Below are 21,954 nucleotides of genomic sequence, written 5' to 3'. Positions count from 1 at the left end.
GAGTCATGTACGAGCCAGTCAAGACATACTCTGCTTGTTGACGTCAGAGGATGCGAACTTAACATCGCGCCGTCATATGGATATCACTTGTCGTTTCGAGGGATCGAACATGTACCTGCACACCCTCGGAAAGAGGTCGTGTGCGGCTTTGCCGTGTCTATTGCTGTGTTTCACCAGCGTAAACCTTGCCCATGCCGCACCCACCCCCGGTGATCAAGATCTGATCCGCGATCGCCAGGATCGCCTGCTCGAAGAGCAGCGCCAACGTCTCGAAGAACTTAAGGAACTGCCCGGCAAAGCGGCCAAGCCGACGGCCCCGACAGCGCCTGCCGATACCCGCTGTTTCCCGATCAAAGACATCGAACTCAAAGGTGCTGACAGCCTTTCGGCCCGTGAGCGCGAGCGTTTGCTCAAGCCTTACATCGACCAGTGCCTGGGCGTCACTCAGCTCAACGAGTTGCTGAAAGTCATCACCGATGACTACCTCGAGAAAGGTCTGGTCACCAGTCGCGCTTACTTGCCGCAGCAGGACTTGTCTGCCGGTCATTTGAAGGTGCTGGTGGTCGAGGGCAAGCTCGAAGGCTTGAAGGGCGCAGATGGCAGCAAGCTGTCAGACCGTGAGTTGGCCATGGCTTTTCCTGGCAAGACCGGTGACCTGGTCAACCTGCGCGAGATTGAGCAACTAGTCGATCAGTTGAACCGTTTGCCCTCCAATCAGGCTCAGATGGAATTGGCACCGGGCAAGGAGGTGGGCGGCAGCGAAGTGCTGGTCAAGAACACCCCGCAAAAGCCCTGGCGCGCCGGCTTGTCGCGCACTAACGAAGGCCAGCGCAGCACCGGCGAACAGCGGTGGGGCACGACCTTTGACTGGGACAGCCCGCTAGGGCTGGCGGACCAGCTGATGTTGCGCGGTGGTCATGATGCGGTGAGCGATCATAACCACACATCGAGCAGCGCCATGCTCGATTACAACCTGCCGTGGGGCTGGTGGAGCTTCAACTACAGCTACAGCCAGAGCGATTACCGCTCGCAGATTGCCGCCAATGGCTACAACTTCAAACAGACTGGCGACAGCAAGACTCACCAGTTCAAGGCCGAGCGAGTGATCTATCGCGATGCCGTCAGCAAGACGTCCTTGAGTGCCGGCGTGTCTCACTCGCGTAACAACAACTTCATCGAAGACAGCAAGCTGGCCCAGAGCAGCAACCATCTGAGCGAAGCACAGTTCGGGATCAACCACGGACGGCGTGTCGGCTCGGCCTTCGTCAACCTCGACCTTGGCATGCAGAAAGGTATCGGCGCCTTCGATGCCCAGAGCAACGGTCATCCGGGCCCGGGCGAGCCGGATGCGCGGTACCGCAAATACACAGGCACCCTGAGCTACTTGCAGCCGTTCAAACTCTGGGGCGAGTCATTGAGCTTCAGCAGCCTGATGACTGGCCAGCGTAGCGAGGACGTGCTGTTCAGCCCGCAACGCACCAGCCTGGGCGGGTTGTCGTCGATCCGTGGTTACAAGGACCAGTCGTTGTCCGGTGACAGTGGTGGCTACTGGCGCAACGACCTGCGTTGGAGTCGTCCGGTGAATTGGGCGTGGCTGCGCCCGGTGTTCGCCGAGTATGGCACTAGCCTGGGTTACGACCAGGGCGTGATCAGTCATGACCGCTACAACGGCGAGCAACATGGGCGGATGTCCAGCAACTCGATCGAGCTGTTTGCCAAAGGGCAGCATGTGTCTGCCAGCGTGACCTTCGCCCATTCTCTGGAACGCCCGGATGCGTTGACCGAGCGCGAAGCCCCGATCTATTTCCGCGTGGATTTCTTCCTCTAACTTTCCGCTTTGTCGAGACCTGAATATGGACGTTCGCCAACTGGCCTTTCTGGCCGGCCAGCCTTCTGCTGCCGTGATTCCCCGTGAACGTTTCATGGGCATGCCTAAGCGCGGCCTGGCGTTCCTGCTGGCCAACGTCATGTTCTGGCAACCGATGTGGGCGCAGGCGGACGGCATAGTGGTCAGCGCGCCGGGTACGACGCTGGACCGTGCGGGTAATGGCGTGCCGATCGTCAACATCGCCGCGCCCAACGGCAGCGGTCTGTCGCACAACCAGTTCCGCGACTACAACGTCGATACCAACGGGGTCATTCTCAACAACGCCACGGCCCGAACGCAGGCCACGCAACTGGGGGGGATTATCCTAGGCAACCCGAATCTACAGGGCGTTTCCGCACAAACCATCCTCAACGAAGTCAACGGCGGCAGCCCCAGCCGGTTGAGCGGTTACACCGAAGTGGCGGGGCAGTCGGCGCGGGTGATCGTCGCCAACCCCTATGGCATCAGCTGCAATGGCTGCGGGTTTATCAACACCCCACGGGTGACCTTGACCACCGGTAAGCCGGTGCTCGACAACGGTCGACTGGACCGCTTTCAGGTCGATCAGGGCAGCGTCTCCATCGACGGCACCGGGATCAACGCCACCAACGTCGACCGTTTCGAAATCATCACCCGCAGCGCGAAGATCAATGCGCAGATCCAGGCGAATAACCTGACCATCGTTGCCGGTCGCAACGACGTCAACGCCGACACTCTCAATGCCACGGCGCGGGCCAACGACGGCAGCTCGCAACCGGCACTGGCTATCGACTCTTCGGCGCTCGGCGGCATGTACGCCGGGGCTATCAAACTGGTCGGCACCGAAGCCGGTGTCGGGGTCAAACTCGACGGCAAACTGATCGCCAGCGGTGGCGACATCCAGCTCGATGCCAACGGCCACCTGAGCCTGGCCGACACCTCGGCGGCCAATGGCGCGGTGAACATCAAAGCCAGCAGCCTCGACGCCCGTGCTCCGGTCTACGCCGGCACCGCCCTCAACGTGCAAACCCAGGGTGATCTGAGCAACCAGCAATCCCTCGCCGCCCGCGACCGCATCAATTTGAGTGCTGGCGGCCAACTGACCAACAACGGCGTTATCGAAGCCGGGGTCAACGCCGACAGCAGCCGCAACGCCAGCGGTGATGTCAGCCTTGGCGCACAGAACCTCGCCAACAGCGGCCACAGCGTGGTCGCCAGTCGCAACCTGACGGTCAACGCCGCGCAAACCCTGAACAATCAGGGCGGTACCTTGAGTGGGCAGCAAAACACCACGGTCAGTGCCGCGACGCTGGACAACCAGAACAAGGGCCGGGTGCTCAGCGCTGATCGTCTGAACCTGGCCGCCTCTCTAGCTCTCAATGGTCAGGGCGGTTTGATCAACAGCAGCGGTGCCCTCACGGCCAAGGTCGGCCATCTGGTCAACCATGAAGGCCTGCTCAGTGCCAACGGTACGCTCAACCTGACGGCGGACATCGCAGACAACGACGCCGGAACCCTCTCCAGCAAAGGCGACCTCACCGCCGACATCCACACCCTGAACCAGCAAGGTGGAGTGCTGGTCAGCCAAGGCAACCTGAGCCTGACCGGCCACAGCTTCGACAACCGCAACGCCGGTCTGGTCGGTGGGGTAAAGGGTACGACCCTCACGTTCGACAGCATCGATAACCGCGGTGGCGAACTTTCTAGCACCCAGGGCGTGACGCTCACCAGTCAGCATCTGAACAACAGTGACAGCGGCAAAGTCCTGGCCGGTACCGACCTGAAACTGACGGTGGCTGATCTGCTTAACCAGACCGGCGGCCAACTGGTCGGCAAGGTCGGCACCACTACCATCAGCGGCACCCGCCTGGACAACAGCGGCGGCATTCTGAGGGCTCAGTCTGCCTTGGTCATCACCCTCGACAACGCCCTGACCAACCAGCTCAAGGGCCTGATCAGCAGCGAAGGGACTCTGAGCGTTCACGCCGGTAGTCTGGATAACTCGGGTGGCAGCCTGTCGAGCGCCGGCCAACTGAGTCTCACCAGCAGCGGTGCGCTCATCAACCAGGGGGGGCGCCTGGTCACCGACAGTGGCCTCGACCTGCGCAGCGCCAGCCTCGATAACCGCCAAAAGGGCACGATCAGTGGCCAGTCGGCGGTGCTGATCAACACCGGTCATTTCGACAACAGCCACGGCGGGTTCCTGAGCAGCGGCGATAGCCTGAACCTGACCACCGCGCAACTGACCAACCAGGATGGCGGCCGCATTGGCGCGGCCAAGGCCCTGACCGCCAGCGTTACCGGCCTGGATCAGCAGGGCGGCGAACTGAAAGGCGAAACCGCGCTGACCCTGGACCTCAATCACGGCCAACTGAACAACCAGGGCGGCATGATCAACGCCCCGATTCTGGTGCTGAGCAACCTCAAGGGTGTGAACAACCAGGGCGGCGAAATCTCCAGCGCCCAGGCCCTGACCATCGCCGCCGAAAGCCTGGATAACGGCAACGGCAAATTGCTGAGCAACCAGGCCCTGACCCTGCGCATCGAGCAGGCCTTGAGCAGCATCAAAGGGATGATCGCCGCGGCCGCGGTCGACGTTCATACCGGTAGCCTGGATAACTCGGGCGGCACCCTGACCAGCCGTGCCAAATTGGGCCTGACCATCGACGGCCAGCTCACCAATCAGAACCAGGGGCTGATCAACGCCACCACCGCGTTGACCATCAACAGCGCCGGGCTGAACAACCAGAGCGGCAGTCTGCAGGGCAGTGCGATTGCCATCGACTTCGGCAGTGCGACCGGTGACCTGAACAACGCTGCCGGCCATATCGTCACCGCCGGCAACCTGAGCATCGATCACCTGCGCGACCTGAATAACCAGGGCGGCGAACTCAGCAGCGTCCAGAGCATCAACCTGACGGCTCGCACCCTGGACAACAGCAATGCCGGCAAGCTGATCAGCAACACTCTGCTGAACCTGACCGCCGGCAGCCTGATCAACCAGAACGGCGGCCTGTTCTCCGGCTGGCAGGGGCTGAGCCTCAATGGCAGCAGCCTCGACAACCGCAACAACGGCACCGTTTCCAGCCGTAGCGGCAACGTCGATGTGACCATCGGCGGTGCACTGCTCAATAGCGGCGCCGGTGCGCTGGTCAGCCAGAATGTCCTGACCGTCAACGCGGGGAGCCTCGACAACAGCAACCAAGGCGCCCTCTCCAGCGTGGGTGGGCAATCCATTACCGTCAGCGGTCTGCTGAACAACGCTCAGGGGGGGGTGATCGGCAGTGGCGCGGCCCTGACCTTGAACGCCATGACCCTCGGCAACACCGGCGGCACCGTCAACGCTCAACAAACGTTGAGTTTTACCGGCAGCCAGATCAACAACCAGGGCGGCGAACTGTCCAGCCAGGGCCAGATGATCCTGCTCACCGGCGGCCTGGATAACAGCAACCACGGCACCGTCGGGGCCACCGACAGCCTTAAGCTCACGGCGACGGGGGCGGTACAAAACACGGCCGGCGGCCTGATCGCCAGCCGAAATGCGGATCTGCAACTCACCGCGGCCAGCCTCGGTAACGCCAGGGGCTCGCTGCAAGGCAAGGGTGCGGTCAACCTCGACGTCGCCGGCGATATCGACAACCAGAGCGGCAAGATCATCGCCCAGGACGGCGACCTGACCCTCAAGGCGGCCAACACCGACAGCCGTGGCGGCGTGCTATCCAGCGTCAAGGGCGCCCTTGAGGCGCGGGTCGGTATCCTGAAAAACGGCTACGACCTGACCAACAACCGTCAGGGCGGCACACTTCAGGCCCAGCGCCTCAACCTGCAAGCCTGGGGCGGGATCGACAACTATGGTGGTCGCATTGCGGCGCAAAACGGCGACGCCGTCATCGCTACGGGCGCGGGCAACTTTGACAACCGCAATGGCGGCCTCTATGCCAAAGGCCAGGTCAATGTCACCGGCAACAACTTCGACAACAGCGGCGACAACGACGGCCAGATCGCCGGCAACCAGATCACCCTGAACCTCAATGGCGCACTGAACAATCGCCTGGGCATCATCGAGAGCGACAGCACCCTGGCGATCAAAGCCGCCAGCCTCGACAACCAGACCGGCCAGCTGCGTGCCCTGGGCACCAGCGGCAAAACCAACTTCCAGATCGGTGGCCTGTTCGACAACCGCAACGGTACTCTGGAAAGCGCCAACACCGACCTGACCCTCGGCGCCGGTAGCTTTCTCAATACCGGCGGCAGCCTGCTGCACGTCGGCACCGGCACCTTCGACATCTCCACCGCGAACGTCATGGGGGCCGGTGGCACCCTGGTCACCCGAGGTGGCCTGACCCTCAATGCCGACACCTGGACCAACAGCAGCGTCATCCAGGCCGGGCGCCTGAACGTCAACGTCAACAGCCTCACCCAAACCGCCAGCGGCCAACTGTTGGCCACCGACAGTTTCATCGGTAGCGGTGTCAACTGGTTCAACGAAGGGTTGATTGCCAGTGACGGCAGCCTGAACTTGGGCCTGGGCGGTGCTTACTGGGGCGCTGGTCGTCTCAGCAGCCAAGGGGCCCTTGGCCTGAGCGCCGCGCAAGTGAACCTCAATAGCGTGACTTCCAGCATCGCTGGCGGTAGCGACACCAGGCTCAATGTCAGCGGCCAACTGGATAATGCCGGTCGGCTGACTTCCGGCGCCGGGATGACGGTCATGGCGGGCGGGGTGAGGAACTTCGGGACATTGGGAACCGGAGGGGACCTGACGCTCACGACCGGCGCATTGTCCAACAACGGCGGTTTGATTTTCAGCGGCGGCAATATGTCGTTGCGCGTTGCGGACCTCAACAACACCAATGCCAACGTCTACAGCCTGGGCAACCTGAGCATCGACCGTGATGGGCAGGGAGGCCTGGCCAACAGCATCGTCAACAGCTCCGCCACGCTCCAGAGCGATGGCAGCATGAGCCTGGCGGCGAGCACGATTCAGAATGTTCGGACTGTGTTGAATGTTGACAATAAGGGCATCTACACCGCCTCCATTACTAACACCGACTGCACGATCATGCCCAAAGCCGACTGCGACGGGGGCAAGGAGCACTACGCCTGGAAAATCCTCCAGCGGGAAAAGCTCGAGGCCAGCGGCAGCAGCGCATCCAGCATTGCAGCCGGCAACAACTTATCCATCAGTGGCGGGCAATTGCTCAACCAGAGCAGTAGTATCTCCTCTGGCGGTAATTTGAGCGCCACGCTGAGCAGTCTGACCAACAGCGGACTTGAGACGGGAGAGACCGAAACTTCTCGGATTTACCGCTCCGAGCGCACCAGAGATCCGGACGGTTGGTTCAATGCTGCCAGGGCTTTTACCAACCAGTATTGGTATCAAAGCAGCGGTTACACGGGCGACATCAGCGGTCTGAATGCTGCGATGGCTAGTTTCATTGGCAGTACCGAAACCGAGTTGCCTGCACTGCGTCAAGTCACCAAGCTGGCTTCCGGTGATCAACGTTTCGCGGCGATTATCCAGGCCGCCGGCGCCATCAACATCAATGCGCAAAACACAATAGACAACAGCGTCATACGGCCAGGCTATACCTATATTGGCAGCGGTGCTCGAACCGACACCGGCGCTGCCGCCAGCCCGTACTCGACCCGTATCACCCTGAACCAACAGCTGCCACCGAACCTCGCTCAGCAACAGGTCAACCCCTTGGCGCTCCCGGGCTTTAGCCTGCCGAGTGGCCAGAACGGTCTATTCCGTCTGAGCAGCCAAGGCAGCAGCACCGTGGCCAACACCGCGCCGCAGAGCTGGACCATGGGCGGCGCGAACCTGGGCACCGCCCAGCGCCAGCTGGCGCCGGGAGACCTTTCGCCGAGCAGCCTCACCGTGGCAGCGGCGGACCGTTCCCTGGTCACCCAGCCTATCAGCGTCGCGCGGGTGCAGGGCCTGCCCGACACCTCGGGCAAATCCAACCCAAACAAATACCTGATCGAAACCAACCCGGTGCTCACCGACCTCAAGCAATTCATGAGCTCGGATTACCTGTTGGCGAACCTCGGTTTCGACCCGGACAAAAGCGCCAAGCGTCTGGGCGATGGCCTCTACGAGCAAAAGCTGATTCAACAAGCCGTAGTCGCCCGTACCGGCCAGCGCTTCATTGACGGCCAGACCTCGGACGCAGCACTGTTCAAGTACCTGATGAACAACGCCGTCACCAGCAAGCAGCAACTCAACCTGTCACTGGGCGTGAGCCTGACCTCCGAGCAGGTCGCGGCCCTGACCCACGACATCGTCTGGATGGAAAATGCCACGGTCAATGGCGAGCAAGTGTTGGTGCCGGTGCTGTACCTGGCCAACGCCAACAACCGGTTGGCCGCCAACGGCGCGCTGATCCAGGGCAGCGACGTGACGCTGATCGCCGGCAAGGACCTGAACAACGCCGGCACCCTGCGCGCCAGCAGCAACCTCTCGGCTGCCGCCGGCAACGACCTGGTCAACAGCGGCCTGGTGGAAGCCGGTAATCGTCTGGACCTGTTGGTGGGCAACAACCTCGTCAACAAGGCCGGCGGCATCATCGCCGGGCGTGACGTCAGCCTGACCGCAATCAAGGGCGATGTGATCAACGAACGCACGGTCACCACCCATGAAAGCGCCAGCGACTCCCGCAGCGAGCAACGGAGTTTCGTCGACAGCGCGGCCCGCATCGAAGCGGCCAACAACCTGACCATCAACGCCGGGCGCGATTTCAACAACACCGGCGGCGTACTGAAAAGCGGCGCCGACACCACGATCAGCGCCGGTCGCGATGTCAACATCGCCTCCGCCGAGCAGATCGACAGCAACGAGGCCGGCCCCAACCACCGCAATCAAACCATCACCCAGTACGGCTCCAGCGTTGACGTTGGGCGTGATCTGAAAGTCGACGCCGGGCGTGACCTCACGGCTATCGCCAGCCAGATCGACGCCAAGCGCGACATCGCCATGGCTGCCACCGAAAACCTGACCCTGGCCTCGGCCGCGAACGAGCAGCACTCGTACAGCAAAACCAAGGAAGTGAAGAGCCAGGAAGACCATGTTCACCAGGTGTCCACCAGCCTCACCGCCGGCGGCAATGTTGCGCTGAACGCGGGCAAGGACATGACGCTGATTTCCAGCCGCATCAGCGCTGGCGACGAAGCGTACCTGGTGGCGGGCGACAAGCTTGAACTGCTGGCCGCACAAGACAGCGACTACTCGCTGTACGACATGAAGAAAAAAGGCAGTTGGGGCAGCAAGGAAACCCAGCGCGATGAAGTGACCAAGGTCACTAATGTGGGCAGTGAAATCAAGACCGGCGGGGACCTGACACTGGCCAGCGGTGGGGATCAAAAGTATCAGGTGGCCAAGCTTGAAAGCGGTAAGGACATCACGCTGCAAAGCGGTGGGGCCATCACCTTTGAAGGGGTGAAGGATCTGCATGATGAAAGCCATACCAAGAGCGATAACAATGCTTTCTGGACCTCATCGAAAGGCAAGGGCAATACAGACGAAACGTTGCGTCAGAGCAGCCTGATTGCCGCTGGCAATCTCACGATCAAAGCTGTTGATGGTCTGAAGATCGACATCAAACACATCGACCAGAAGAGCGTCAGCCAGACCATCGATGCGATGGTCCAGGCGGACCCTCAGCTTGCATGGTTGAAGCAAGCTGAAGCGCGTGGTGATGTGGACTGGAGGCAGGTCAAGGAGATTCATGAGTCGTTCAAGTACAGCAACTCAGGATTGGGGCCCGCTTCGCAGTTGATCATTGCGATTGCATTGGCAGCAGTCATGGGGCCGATGATGGCCGGCATGAATTCAATGTTGCAGGCTGCGTCTCTCAGTGTCGCAACCAAGGCAACTGTCAGCACTATTAACAACCGAGGTGATCTTGGGAAGGTCGTCAAAGACGTTACTTCTAAAGACAGTATCAAAGGCTATGTCGTAAGCGCCGCAACGGCGGGTGTCGCTAAGGGGCTCAATTACAGTCCGGGTAGTGTTGGTTTTGATGTCAAGAGCCTGCAAACCGTTGCAATGAAAGTAGCGGCTGATGCGGTGATCAAAACGGCAGTTTATGGCGGCAGCTTCAAGGACAATCTTGCCAGCTCGGCTGCTGGTACGGCTGCAAGTATCGGTGGTGCTGTGGGAGCCGGGAAAATTGGAGACCTGGGCCTGGCAGAGGGGGACTTAACGAAAATTGCCTTGCATGCCGGTCTCGGTGGTTTGCTAGCTGAAGCGATGGGTGGTGATTTCCGTACCGGAGCAATCGCTGGTGGCGCCAACGAAGTGTTGGTCGGATTGCTGGGGGACAAACTCTTACCCTCAAATCTTGTTCCGGGCTCCCCGGAGTACAACCGGGCTCAAGCCAACCTAATGGCTCTCTCGCAAGTAGTGGGTGTGCTTGGAGCGGCGGCTTCGGGTGGGGATAGTGACATCGCTGCTGCAGTGGCGGCGAATGCAACCCAGTACAACTTCTTGGGCTATCACTCCCAAGCAGAGCGAGACAGAGCCCTCAAGGAGTATGAGGAAACCAAGAGCTTGGACGCCGCGAAAAAGATGATGGTGCTCCAAGGCGCGGACCAACGTAGTGATGGGCTGTTGGAGCGTTTTCATGCCGATCCTGCGTCCCTATCTTCCTCAGAAAAAACCGAGTTGGCCGCCTACCTTCAGGTGTATGGCTATGAGCAAAGCCTCAAGTACGGGGAAGAGGCTGCTCGGACCAGCATCGACAACTTGCTTAAGAACGGGCCCGTTCCTTATCGGGATTACCCGTTTGCGGGCGGTACTACGCAGGAGCGAATTGCTTACGCCGATGGCTTGAGAGCTCAGGATGGTGTGTCGGTTGCCAATATCTTTTGGTCCAGAGACCAGAGCGCTAGCGAAATGTTATATCGCGATGCCCAAGGTTACCTGCGCATCAATCGCGAAATGCAGGCGATGAGTGACGTGGGGTCACCAGCTCTCTATTTTCTGACCGGTAACCTCGGCACTACGATTCGGGTCGCCGCTGCGGCGAATGGTGGGCTTCAGGCTGGCCACGGTGCGGGCCAAGTCTATGACGGTGATACATGGAATGGCATCGGCAATCTTGTGATAGGACTCATGAATGTTGCGAGCCTTGGGATTCCAAAGATCGGCTCCTTGGGAAGGGGCAGTGCTAGCATCGGTGCAAAAGAAGTAAGTGTTGCAAAAGGACCTGCGACCGATTTACTGTCTGGTGAAACAAAAGTAGTAGGTGATGGGGCACCAGCGGCTAATGATGCGAGCTTTACAGGTGCAAAAGCTACTGGTGGCGCTGCTGGAAAGGTAGATGATCTTGCCTCTACTGGGACACCTGTTCGTCCCACACCCCAAAAATCTGAAATTGATGTCGGCGCTGATCTTGGTGCTGGAGCTCGCCCACAAGTCAGTTATAAAAATGGACAAGAAGTTCCTTACGGCACTTCGGGTAGTGTTCGTCCAGACTGGTGTGTAGGTAACGTATGCAGTGTTGAAGTGAAAAACTACAACATCGCAAAAAATCAAAGCGGATTGATTAGTAATGTTTCCAAGCAAGCCCTCCAGCGAGCTGAAAATTTACCGCAAGGAATGCAGCAGCAAGTCGTTATTGATATTCGAGGGCAAGCTGTTACGCCTGCGCAGCGTGCGCAAATCGTTCGTGGAATAGTTGATAAGTCAAATGGGGCAATATCTCCCTCATCCATCAGGTTTAAAGCAGAATGAAAAATGTAGGTGTTCTTGCCGCAATGACAATATCTGTCTTAGGTCCAGCCTCTGACGTTGACTGTTTTTTTAAGTCAGTTGTGTTTTTTCTTGAGGGCGGCAAAAGAGGAAGCAAGTATCCCTTGGTTACAGAGAAGCTTTATTGCCGCTCTTTAAGCAAAAACGAACTGGCTGAGTTAAAGATAGATTTAGAGAGTGTAAGGGCTGAGTTTAATAGCATTCCTGCGGATAGCTTTGATATAAGCGCTTTCGGGGTAGACGAGGAAAATACTCGTTTGCTTTTGAGTGGTAATACTCTGGCTGACATCTTTGCTCGCTTCTTCAAAATTATTTTTGATGCTGTCGAATGTTCAGATGTTTTTTATAAAGAGTTTAATGAGTACGTCCCTTTAAGAATCGGCTTTACCGACGCGCCTGACTATATTTTTGATGTGAATCGTTCCGAAGACTTGTATAACTCTCTTGCTTCTGACGAGTTACCGTTCTGGCGTCGCTGATCTGTAGAAATTCTATTTTTTATTTAGCACCGGCTTAACGCCGGTGTTTTTGCATCCGATTTGCAGCCCTTTTGCTATCTATTTGCTTCCCTTTTGCTCCCAGGTTGCATCCCCAGCCTGTCGGTCTCCGAGGAGAAAAATCTCTATCACTGCTTTGGCTGCGGGGCCGCAGGTTCTGTGATCGATTGGGTGATCGAAAAGGGGACAGATTTATTTATTGATGAATGATCTTGGTCGTCGAAAATAAATCTGTCCCTGAGAAATCCCCGCTTTTTCTTACGACAAATCAAAAACCTAGGAATTGAAGAGACCTGCACGGGGCGGCAGCTTGTATTGCACCACACAAAAACAAGATCCCGATCCCATGCAGGCCATCCGATTTTTACACAGCGCGCTCGCTCAAGCACTTCCCACTGTCCATTCTCGCCGTCTGAAAACGTTGATGTGTTGTGTCAGCGCATTGCTCCGAGGTCGTCGGCTCACTCTGACAGGACTTGGGCGTTTCATGCCGGGCCGGGCCTACCCCAAACATGCCATCAAACGAGTGGATCGGCTGTTGGGCAATCATCATCTACAGACGGAGCGCTCGCTGTTTTACTGGGTCATGTTGCGAGCCTTGCTGGGGTCGCTGAAACATCCGTTGATCCTGGTGGATTGGTCACCGATCGATGGACCGAAAAGGGGACAGATTTATTTATTGATAGCAGAGCTTCGAGTGCCACACCATCAAGGAAGTCAAAGGCACCTACGGCGGACCGAAAAAGGTCAAGGCCTCGGGCAAAGCCGTTGGCGTGAAGAAGAAAAAAGTCGACGCCAAAGGCGACAAGAAAAAGACCGGCGCCAAGGCCCCGACCAAACGCAAGATCGCCAACCGCCCGAAGACCGACGCCCTGTCGCTGGTCAGCAAGGACGGCATGGCGCCGCTCAAGCGCCGCAAGCCGCAAGCACCGGCCGCTGAATAACGCGCCTTGGCGATCCCATAAAAAACCCGGACAGTGTCCGGGTTTTTTATGTTCGATGTACGCCGGGTTCAACGCAAACTGGCGACGGTTCCACCTGCTACTTTGCCCTGACTCTCGAGTTCACCCAGTGCGTGCAGCAATTGCAGGCGCAGGGCTTTGGGTGTCGTGTAGTCGGACGTCTTGTGGCGTGTCTCACACCATCGATTGATTTCAGCCAACCAGTCGCCGTTATCGGTGTCGGCCTGACTCAAACCGCGCATCCAGTAATTGAGTTGTTCCCAGCTTGCCTTGATGCTGACCAGTGCTCGGCGATGCTCATGACTGAGCGTTCGTGAGCCGGACTCGAGCAGATCCGAGACCGGACCATCAACCGCGGTACTGGATTGTTTTCTCAACAGGTCAACTGCAACACGGAACACACGAGGCGAGGGGTCGCCCAGTGCGCGGATCAGTGCAGGCAACGAAGCTTCGCCACACACTTGTTCGAATGTCTCCAAAGCCTGCGCACGAACTCGTGGTGCGGAATATTCGACGGCTGACTCGAGCATCTCTCTGGCCTGCGGTTCGTTCAGCTCCCGAACCAACCCGATCAGGCCAATCCATTCACGTTGGGTAGTCGGTAACGGCGCTTGCAGGTGTTGCAGCAGCACCTCTCGACTGTCGAGTTGCCACTTCGACGACGCCCAACGTGCAAGGGAACGCACCGAGGTCGAAGTGTCGAACAATGCTCTTTTCAAAACGCAGTGAATCTGGTCCGGGGTGTTCGCCAGATTCAGCCAAGCGCGCAGCGCATTCACCCGAAGGTTTGCGGCGTGACTGCTCAATGCTCCGAGCAATAGAGCCTGTACCTGTGCGTCGGGCAACTGCAGGCTTGCCTGTAATGCCAGGCGTTGGACCGATGGGTCCTGATGGTTCAGGGCTATTTCCAGCATGTGGGCGAGGTCATGCGCAAACGCCTTTTCTAATACCTCCAGCAGTAGGCGTGCTGGTTTACCATGCGTTGCCTTAAACGCTTCAAGGGTGGTATCTCGCACCGAAGGCGTCGCCAAAATACGAATGACGTTTGTCAGCGTTGATTGGTGATCGATACGGTTTTTCTGGGCCAGGGAGATGAATGAGTCCAGTACCTGAATCAGCATTACTGCATGTTGTGGATCGAGAAAGCGCTGCACATGATCGCTGGCCAGTGTACGAATCTGCGGCACGTAGTCATTCAAGCTGTCGATCAACGCTGCCAGTGCATAGCGGCCCTCAATCTGCATGAGCCGGCGCACGGCCGCCTCGCGGACGAATCCATTACGATGACGACTCAGAGCGCACCAATCGCCAGTGCTCCGAGCCGTGCTGAGCACAGCCATCGCTTGGTCACGGCGAATCTCTTCGTCTGTGCGCAGGTCCTCATTGCGCACCTCTCTTGGAAGCGGAGTCTCGTCGCGTAGCGCAATGGTGGAAGTAGTATGAGCGGCGCGATTAAAAATGCGTTTGAGCCATCCCTGGAAGGCGTTCATGGTTTGTCCTTGTGGCCGGAGGCTGTCGGACAGGACTCGCAGCGTGTATGTATTGGGTGAGGCAAGGATATCGTTACGAGGGGATGATGGCTATCTGGTATCATCAATTGGGTCGCGCAAAGACCGATCAGGGCGTTTGTCGCCGTAAACAAATCAGTCCCTTCTGTGTTTGTAAAATCTCGCTCTTAAACTAACGTGAAACTCCTCAAGGACGAATCGACATGCGTGTGTTGGCTTTACTGTTGGCGATCTTATTTTTGTCGGGCTGCGCCTCGAAACCTGCTTACTACATCTCCCCCACGCCAGTTCAGATCCCGGCGACCGCTACCTACTGGATCGACAACTTCGACCTTGAACTGGTCGGCAAGAATGAGCGGTTTATGCCGCAAGACGCGTTGCGCGAGCAGCTCAGCGTTGAGCTGATCAATCAATTGTCGAGCGCTAATCGCTATGCGACGAGCAAGGAAAGTGCCGATTACCTGTTGGATGTGAACACCGTCTACAAGCGTCGGATCGGTAACTCCAATGGTGGATTGGTGTCGGTCATCGTCGACGACAATACGATCCTCGCCAGTGTTGATTTCAGTTATCAGGTCAAGGTCAAAAAGGCCGGTACCGAAGTGTTGCATTTCTCCCAAACTCGCGAGGGGCTGCAGCCTGCCGGTGCATTTGGTCAGCTTCGCAATATGAAGACGATGGTGGCGGCGCTGACTCACAAAGATAATGCTGATGTGGAGCCTTTCTATATTCGTACCTTGCCGACATTTATCGTGTCCGACATCAGGGATATTCCTTCGCGCTAGTTGCTGAGCGAGAAAAGAGCGTTATTTATCGAAAAAGGGGGGCAGGTTTATTTAATGACAAACAATTTTGGTCGTTGAGATTAAAACTGTCTCCTTTTGGTCAGGTTTTTTTGTGTTTTTTTCAGATGGTGGAGAGTTTGATGCGTAATACTGAATCCGAAGCATTGAAGTCGTTATACGATTTGGCCAGTCCGGGCAAACGCTTGGCTGGATATTTTATTGATCTGTCTATTGTGTTTGTTCTGATATTTTTGAAAGGATTGATTGGTTATATGCTCATGGCGAGTAGCTCCTACGGCGTCGCGCTTTTTTACAGCGTGATAAGTAATATTCTGCTGGTGTTTGCGATCAGCTATTTTCTATTTTGTGATGCTCTACCGAACGGTCAGAGTGTGGGTAAACGGTTGTTGAAGATGTCCGTAGTAGGGTTTCCAGTGAATACGAAGTGCACGATTTTTCAGTCGCTTTTACGAAATGTTCCGAAAGCGATGTTTAGTATTTTAGACGCAGTCTTTGTGTTTTTCGGGTTTAGGCGACGTCTTGGCGATATGCTTGCCATGACCATGGTGGTCAATGTCAAATAAATTGATTTATGTATGGCTGTTATGAGAGAAGGTCCGGATTTATTTATGGAAAGCCGATTTTTGTTGTCGTAAATGAATCTGTCCCCTTTCTGTTTTTTCTAAGATTAAAACGAGCACCTTGTTCCCAGAGGGGTGGAGTGATTCTCAGGCAATTAGCGCAATTAGATCAGCGGGGGGTACTAAGCCAATCGCAACCCGAGTGTCAGATGGTGCATCGCTTTATCAGTCAACAGTGAATGGCATTAAGGTTGAGGTGGTTAAAGTTGGCGATGTAGTGACCGCCGGGTATCCATGTGGCAAGGGTTGCTTAACAGTGCAGCAATTTCTGGGGCAGTAAAATGTATAACGAATTTGATAAATGTATAAGTTTGTTTTCAGTTGAAATGGAAGCGCCTGACTATTGGCATGACGTTGGAGTCATTCATGCTTCATCTTTACTTGAAGAGTTTACTGGTGACGACTGGTTAAAGATGTTGGGTGCTGTAGTTGACAAAAGTGATGCCTGGCTTGTACGCCTTTGCGAGGCTATAGGTGGATTTCCTAGTGATGATGCTTTGTTGGTACTTTTGAAAGTGATTGGCAGTAACAATAGAGAAGTGTTTTTTGCTGCTTTAGAGTCAATTAGATCAATGGTTTTCGTAGGTACAGATGTCTCAAAGTACCTCCGGGAAATTGAGTTGGCTGTTGTGAGTGGTAAGGAGATCGCTGATTAAGAGCGAAAAGGGGACAGATTTATTTATGGACCGAAAAGGGGACGGATTTATTTATGGATGATCGGGTTTTGTCGTTGTAAATAAATCTGTCCCCTTTTTTTCTAATGAGAGGCGTGGAGCACCAAGGTGGTATTCACAGGGCCCAAGGGCCAGCGGAAAAAATATTTGGTAAATGATTATGAAAAATAAAGAAGAGTTAAAGTCGTTGGTTGACGCTGTGATGTCCTCAGAGGACTATGAGGGTAATTACGGCTACCGCATAACAAACACGAGTGCGACGTTAAGCAATGTTGATGAATCAGATCGGCAGCAGGCTCCAGCTGACTATCTGGAATTTCTCACCGAGTTTGGTTTCGGTGAATTAGACGCGGCATTTCATCTTGATGATGGTCCGGAGAAATATTCGACTATATGCGGCCGGGAAATTGAGGGCTATGAGGGCGTTTACGTATTCGGTGGAAATTCGAGCGATGTACTATATGCTTTCGACGCAAAAAATAATTGGCAAGTCGTAGAGATTAGTTCTGAGCTGGATGGGGTTGATGTGTTGGCGTCAAGCTTTTCTGATTTTATCTTGGAACGGCTGAAGTACATCAAGTCTTTAGTTGAACGGCGTGCGGCGGGCTGATTGTTAGCGTTGCGTTTTAAGAGGTGCAAAAGGCGCAGTAGATGATCTTGCTTCAAGTAAGGTCAAGTGGGTCGATGAGAATGCACGAGGAAAAGGGGACCAAGGAAAAGGGGACAGATTTATTTTTCGCTGATTTGCTAGGCTGAAAGCTCCATGGAAGGAGGTTGCTCATGCCCAGGATGGGACGCATTGTTTTGCCGAACTACCCGCATCACGTTGTCCAACGCGGTCATAACCGTCAGGTGGTGTTTGCTGCTGCTGAGGACTATCAGCGTTATCTTGCCGACCTTCGAGAGCTTAAGGAGGCATTTGGGGTAAGGGTGTACGCCTACTGCCTGATGACCAATCATGTCCATTTGTTGTTGGCGCCAAGCGAATCGGTGGCAGGCCTCGGGCAGCTAATGAAGGCGCTGGCGGCGCGTGCCACTCGCTACCGTAACCGGTTGGAAGGCCGTACCGGTACGCTATGGGAGAGTCGGTATAAGTCCAGTGTGGTGCAATCCGATACTTATCTGTTGGCATGCTGCCGCTATATTGAACTGAATCCGGTACGTGCATGCATGGTGGTCGATGCGGCGGATTACCCTTGGTCGAGTTACCGGGCACGTGTAGGCGATCTGCCTGATAGCGATTGGCTAGATACTGAAGCCTGTTTCGATGTGTTGGGTGATACCAGCCTGGAGCGGTACAAAAATTATGAGGGTTTTGTACGACAAGCTGTTTCCAGCGAAGAAGTAAGGCTTATTCGTGAAGCTCTACAGCGTGGGCAGCTAACCGGGACGGGGCGTTTTATCGATGAAGTAGAACAGATTGCGGGGATTCGAATAGAGCGTCGAGGTCAAGGCCGACCAAGGGAAAAGTCTGTGGTTGGAAAATAAATCTGTCCCCTTTTTGATACAGAATATAAAGACTATATTCTTCCAAGGTTCTGATGGGGCAGTTTTCCGATTTGATCGGCCTTCTGGAGGGGGCTAACAGTGCCAAAGTATTCTTGTGTATGCGGTTACGTTATGAACCTTTCCCAAGGGTGGTCAGACTATGAGCTGACTCTAATTCCTGAGTCGGCGATAGAGAGGTTGGGGGAAAAATTGGATAATGGAGATGAGCTTTCTTCTGATCAGCTATATGAGGCTCTTGATGAAAGAGCTATCACGGTATATCGATGCCCAAATTGTAGAAGATTGCACTTAGAAGAGGAGCAAAATAAATTCACTACGTATGTAGTTGAGTAAGTGCTCTCTAAAAATCCCCGGCATCTGCCGGGGATTTTCATTTCACTATCTGACTGCCCCCATCCTCTGCTTATGATCGGCCTGATACCTAACGGCCTGTAGTGAAAAGGGGACAGATTCTGAGAAATCCCCGCTTTTTCTTACGACAAATCAAGAACCTAGGAATTGAAGAGACCTGCACGGGGCGGCAGCTTGTATTGCACCACACAAAAACAAGATCCCGATCCCATGCAGGCCATCCGATTTTTACACAGCGCGCTCGCTCAAGCACTTCCCACTGTCCATTCTCGCCGTCTGAAAACGTTGATGTGTTGTGTCAGCGCATTGCTCCGAGGTCGTCGGCTCACTCTGACAGGACTTGGGCGTTTCATGCCGGGCCGTGAAAAGGGGTCAGATTTATTTATTGATAAACGATTTTAGTCGTCGTCCTATCCTGTATAAGGTTTACACCTGTTTCAGGAGTAGACATTGCCGGGTTTTGTTGTCGTAAATAAATCTGTCCCCTTTTTGCTGCTGCCGGTGCCTTGGGTGGCTCGGCCAGCAGCGTACTGGCCGGTTTGTTCAACGAGACCAGTCCAAACGAAACCAGCGAAGAGCGCGAGGCCAAACGCAACATCATCACCAGTCTGGTGACCGGTATTGCGGCCATGAGCAATCCGAACGGTGCCGCGACGGCGAACAACGCGGCGACGGCGAACGTTGATAACAACTGGTTGGCGACGCAGCAAATAGTTCAAGCAACAAAAGAGCTGAAGGCTGCTAAAAACCCTGCGGAAGAATTACTGATTGCTGTGAAATGGGCGGGGATCTCCGGGCGTCAGGATTTGTTGACCGGGTCGGGTATTCTCAAAGGGTTTACTGACGGGATGGCCGGGGCAGGGCTTGGCTCGCTTGATAGTGCTGCCCAGTTGATGGCTCATCCGATTGAAAGTGTGGCTGCCATGAAAGAGTTTGCAGCCACCGCCGATGGGAAAAAGCTGCTCGGTGCCGCCTCTGAAGCGTTTGACTCTCAGTTGACTCAGATTTCTGATGCGCTTGAGCACGGAGGCGATGCCAACGCGGAGAACCTAGGCAATCAAATGGGTCAAGCCGTGGCCTTGGTTGTCAGCCTTGTGGCTGGCGGTGGGACCGACGCTGCCAAGGGCGCATTGGCGCTCTCCAAAATGGGGGTTGATGTTACAAGCAGCGCGTTTCAAAGGGCTGCGGCAATCGCCAAGGCGGGAGGGCTTGAAGGAAAACTGGCCAAGCTCGAGAGGATTGGTCCTGATCTGGATGTGCCGGTTATTGAGCCGAAGCCGGTTGAAATTTCGGTGAAAACGGCTGATGGTGCAAAACCTACTACGACACCGCGCATTCCGCTGGCTGGTCCAACTGAGAATTGGAAAATCTTTGTTAATGCTGAGAATCAGATCCAGCTAGACGCAGGCGCTATCCAACGCGTAGATCAAGTTATCAATGAAACGCTATCTGGTAAGAAAAACTTCACGAGCTCTATGACGCTAACAACCGATGAGGCACTATCAGCAGGGCAAAAATATCTCGGTTCTCAGTACAGAGAGATAGGTAAGCCTGGCTCTGGTGTGTTCCATAGCGCGGATGGCACCAAGGAGTTTCGCATCGACTCCGGATCTTTATCGGGAGCTCATGCTCCTGGAATTCCGCATGTGCACTTTGGAGTGAAAGACCCTATGACGGGAAGTTATATATCTAACAATCATGTCCCCTATGCGGACTAGGATGTCGTTATGTCTATAATTCGAGAGGGTATAGTCGTTGAAGGCGAGTATTTTGGATGGAGAGTGCTTATTGATGATGATCGTGACGGAGACACCGGTGGGTATTATCTATACCTAAAAAAAAGTGATGGTCAAGGATTTGACTATTGGTTCGAACATGAAGCAGGCCTTCAAATCCAATTGGCCGATTTTAATGTTGACTGGATAGATTAGTCTATGTGGGGTAGTAAGGAAGGTCTGAAGTACCCACCGATTTTTCACGAAAAGGGGACACACATTAGCCTTAGAACGAAAAGGGGACAGATTTGAATGACACTTACTTAACCTTCTTCGGGTGCCCATTCCTCCGTACCTCAGCCCTTGCCGATCGACGTGTTTGCATCAACAAATAAATCGCACCCCGCGATGAGATACATAGTTATCGCGGGGTACGGCGTTGAACATCATCGCTTTGCAAGATATTGCGCGCACGACCTGAGGCTCATCAGCTCCTCCCCCGCAACGTGCGGGAACAGCCTATGCGTTACCTCAGTGCTGCGCCCGAATCTGGCGCCCCAACACATCCATCACATCACAACCGTCCCGCAGCAACATCGCCGCTGCGTGGGCGATTTGCTGCACGTCTGCGCCTTTGGCATGGGCAATGTCGAGGCTGGCCAGGCTTTCCATCATCTGCGTGACCGCCAGAAACCGTGCAGCGGCGTTGCTGTGCAGCACATCCAGCGGCGCTTGGGTGGCGACCAGTAGCACCGGGATATCGCAATCGTTGTTGGTCATCGGCATATGCGGGTTCATGCGTCATCCTCCGGTTGGCTGGCGTGCAGTCCGTCGATCGACGCCTGGAGCAATGATCGGGCGGTGCCGAGCATTTGCTGGCTGGCCCAGCGTAAGGAGACGATGTGTTCCGGGGTGGTGGCGGTGGGGGCTTGATGGGCGAGGGCTTCGGCGCAGCTCAGGTAGATCGAGGCGTGTTCGAGTGCGTCGAGTAACGGGATGTCGGGTTGGACGGCGAACAGGTAATGGTCGACGTGGTCGCAGCGGGCGAAGGGGATGGATTTTGTGGTTGGATCGGTCATGGGTGTAGCTCCTTGGAAGTCAGAGAGCTGCCACTGAGTCGCCGTCAAACGAATGGGTGGCAACTGTGCGCAGGTTGACGGACCGGTCCAAGATACCCGGCGCACTCGAAAGTGCCCCGCACACAGTTACCATTAAGCTGTGCAGCGGGCACACAAGTGCACGAGCAAAGTTGAGGAACCATGCGCATCTTGGAATTGCCGAGCCGTCAAACCCGATCACGAATGAGTCGTGACAGGCGCGAGGATAGGGAGTGGGGTGAGGTCAGTCAATCGGCGTAAGGTCTGACGCAGGTGGTTTGTTTGTAGGTTTGTTCCGAAGCTGACAGTTGCCGTGTGCGCAGATACCGATATGGAAAAGGGGACACCCATTCGCCGGTCCCGTCCTGAATAAGGCTTACACCAGTTTCAGGACCAGACACTCACCAAAAAGCCCGGACACGTGTCCGCAATGCTGTTCACTTACGCCGATGTTTCAGGCATATCCGCAGTTGTGGCGAGGGAGCTTGCTCCCGCTGGGGCGCGAAGCGGCCCTGAATTGGGCCTGCTACGCAGTCCAGCGGGAGCAAGCTCCCTCGCCACAGATACTTCTCAGGCCTCCAGACTTCCTTAAGTGAACAGCATTGGGAGCACTGT

The 21,954-nt window shown here is 55.7% G+C and carries 16 protein-coding genes and 2 pseudogenes; 15 read left to right on the top strand and 3 right to left on the bottom strand.

Features of this window, described 5'->3' with window-relative positions:
* Window positions 1-109 precede the first annotated feature (109 nt).
* The 6 genes and pseudogenes from AC1RJ3_RS02885 to AC1RJ3_RS02860 all read left to right on the top strand — a co-directional run.
* The gene (locus AC1RJ3_RS02885; RefSeq protein WP_347929276.1) at window positions 110-1,828 is read left to right on the top strand and encodes a ShlB/FhaC/HecB family hemolysin secretion/activation protein; all 1,719 of its coding nucleotides are present in this window, start codon (window positions 110-112) and stop codon (window positions 1,826-1,828) included.
* A 25-nt stretch (window positions 1,829-1,853) separates the two neighbouring features.
* The gene (locus tag AC1RJ3_RS02880; protein ID WP_493077358.1) at window positions 1,854-11,582 is read left to right on the top strand and encodes a two-partner secretion domain-containing protein; all 9,729 of its coding nucleotides are present in this window, start codon (window positions 1,854-1,856) and stop codon (window positions 11,580-11,582) included.
* Window positions 11,579-12,079 (top strand): Imm70 family immunity protein, encoded by a 501-nt coding sequence (locus tag AC1RJ3_RS02875; protein ID WP_493077356.1) that lies wholly within the window; start codon window positions 11,579-11,581, stop codon window positions 12,077-12,079. Before AC1RJ3_RS02880 ends, AC1RJ3_RS02875 begins: the two co-directional genes overlap by 4 nt.
* Window positions 12,080-12,139: 60 nt before the next feature.
* Entirely contained in the window at window positions 12,140-12,307 is a 168-nt protein-coding gene (locus AC1RJ3_RS02870) for a CHC2 zinc finger domain-containing protein (protein WP_493077354.1), read from the top strand.
* Between the two features lie 136 nt (window positions 12,308-12,443).
* Window positions 12,444-12,833, top strand: a pseudogene (locus AC1RJ3_RS02865) (IS4 family transposase); the annotation flags it as partial.
* Window positions 12,784-13,041: pseudogene (locus AC1RJ3_RS02860) on the top strand (DEAD/DEAH box helicase); the annotation flags it as partial. The pseudogenes AC1RJ3_RS02865 and AC1RJ3_RS02860, both read left to right, overlap by 50 nt.
* Before the next feature lie 68 nt (window positions 13,042-13,109).
* Here the strand turns inward: AC1RJ3_RS02860 and AC1RJ3_RS02855 are convergent.
* Window positions 13,110-14,549 carry a HEAT repeat domain-containing protein gene (locus AC1RJ3_RS02855; RefSeq protein WP_347929277.1) on the bottom strand — a complete coding sequence of 480 codons (1,440 nt, stop codon included), beginning with the start codon at window positions 14,547-14,549 and terminating at the stop codon, window positions 13,110-13,112.
* Between the two features lie 221 nt (window positions 14,550-14,770).
* Between AC1RJ3_RS02855 and AC1RJ3_RS02850 the strand changes: the two genes are divergently transcribed.
* From AC1RJ3_RS02850 to AC1RJ3_RS02810, 9 genes are all read left to right on the top strand, one after another.
* Complete coding sequence (locus tag AC1RJ3_RS02850; protein WP_347929278.1) at window positions 14,771-15,352, top strand: hypothetical protein; 582 nt, start codon at window positions 14,771-14,773, stop codon at window positions 15,350-15,352.
* A 140-nt stretch (window positions 15,353-15,492) separates the two neighbouring features.
* Window positions 15,493-15,936, top strand: a complete 444-nt coding sequence (locus tag AC1RJ3_RS02845) for an RDD family protein (protein WP_493077351.1) — start codon at window positions 15,493-15,495, stop codon at window positions 15,934-15,936.
* Window positions 15,937-16,054: 118 nt separating this feature from the next.
* On the top strand, window positions 16,055-16,273 hold the full coding sequence (locus AC1RJ3_RS02840) for an EndoU domain-containing protein (RefSeq protein WP_367576146.1): 219 nt from the start codon (window positions 16,055-16,057) through the stop codon (window positions 16,271-16,273).
* A gap of 1 nt (window position 16,274) precedes the next feature.
* The gene (locus tag AC1RJ3_RS02835) at window positions 16,275-16,649 is read left to right on the top strand and encodes a hypothetical protein (protein WP_493077348.1); all 375 of its coding nucleotides are present in this window, start codon (window positions 16,275-16,277) and stop codon (window positions 16,647-16,649) included.
* A 178-nt stretch (window positions 16,650-16,827) separates the two neighbouring features.
* The gene (locus AC1RJ3_RS02830; protein ID WP_493077346.1) at window positions 16,828-17,277 is read left to right on the top strand and encodes an SMI1/KNR4 family protein; all 450 of its coding nucleotides are present in this window, start codon (window positions 16,828-16,830) and stop codon (window positions 17,275-17,277) included.
* Window positions 17,278-17,447: 170 nt separating this feature from the next.
* Window positions 17,448-18,155 (top strand): transposase, encoded by a 708-nt coding sequence (locus AC1RJ3_RS02825; protein WP_103316264.1) that lies wholly within the window; start codon window positions 17,448-17,450, stop codon window positions 18,153-18,155.
* A gap of 99 nt (window positions 18,156-18,254) precedes the next feature.
* Window positions 18,255-18,509 (top strand): DUF8617 domain-containing protein, encoded by a 255-nt coding sequence (locus tag AC1RJ3_RS02820; protein WP_493077343.1) that lies wholly within the window; start codon window positions 18,255-18,257, stop codon window positions 18,507-18,509.
* Window positions 18,510-19,066: 557 nt separating this feature from the next.
* Window positions 19,067-20,245, top strand: a complete 1,179-nt coding sequence (locus AC1RJ3_RS02815; protein ID WP_347929282.1) for a hypothetical protein — start codon at window positions 19,067-19,069, stop codon at window positions 20,243-20,245.
* A gap of 9 nt (window positions 20,246-20,254) precedes the next feature.
* On the top strand, window positions 20,255-20,458 hold the full coding sequence (locus tag AC1RJ3_RS02810; protein ID WP_347929283.1) for a hypothetical protein: 204 nt from the start codon (window positions 20,255-20,257) through the stop codon (window positions 20,456-20,458).
* Window positions 20,459-20,773: 315 nt separating this feature from the next.
* On the opposite strand, the gene AC1RJ3_RS02805 is transcribed toward AC1RJ3_RS02810, so the two are convergent.
* On the bottom strand, window positions 20,774-21,040 hold the full coding sequence (locus AC1RJ3_RS02805) for a short-chain dehydrogenase (RefSeq protein ID WP_103316269.1): 267 nt from the start codon (window positions 21,038-21,040) through the stop codon (window positions 20,774-20,776).
* Window positions 21,037-21,321 (bottom strand): DUF3077 domain-containing protein, encoded by a 285-nt coding sequence (locus AC1RJ3_RS02800; protein ID WP_493077341.1) that lies wholly within the window; start codon window positions 21,319-21,321, stop codon window positions 21,037-21,039. The genes AC1RJ3_RS02805 and AC1RJ3_RS02800 overlap by 4 nt, the downstream gene beginning before the upstream one ends.
* Window positions 21,322-21,954 lie beyond the last annotated feature (633 nt).

The organism is Pseudomonas sp. GW822-FHT04C11 (genome assembly GCF_058800905.1).
The sequence above is the reverse complement of the archived record's forward strand: the minus strand, read 5'-3'. Positions and strand labels throughout refer to the sequence as shown.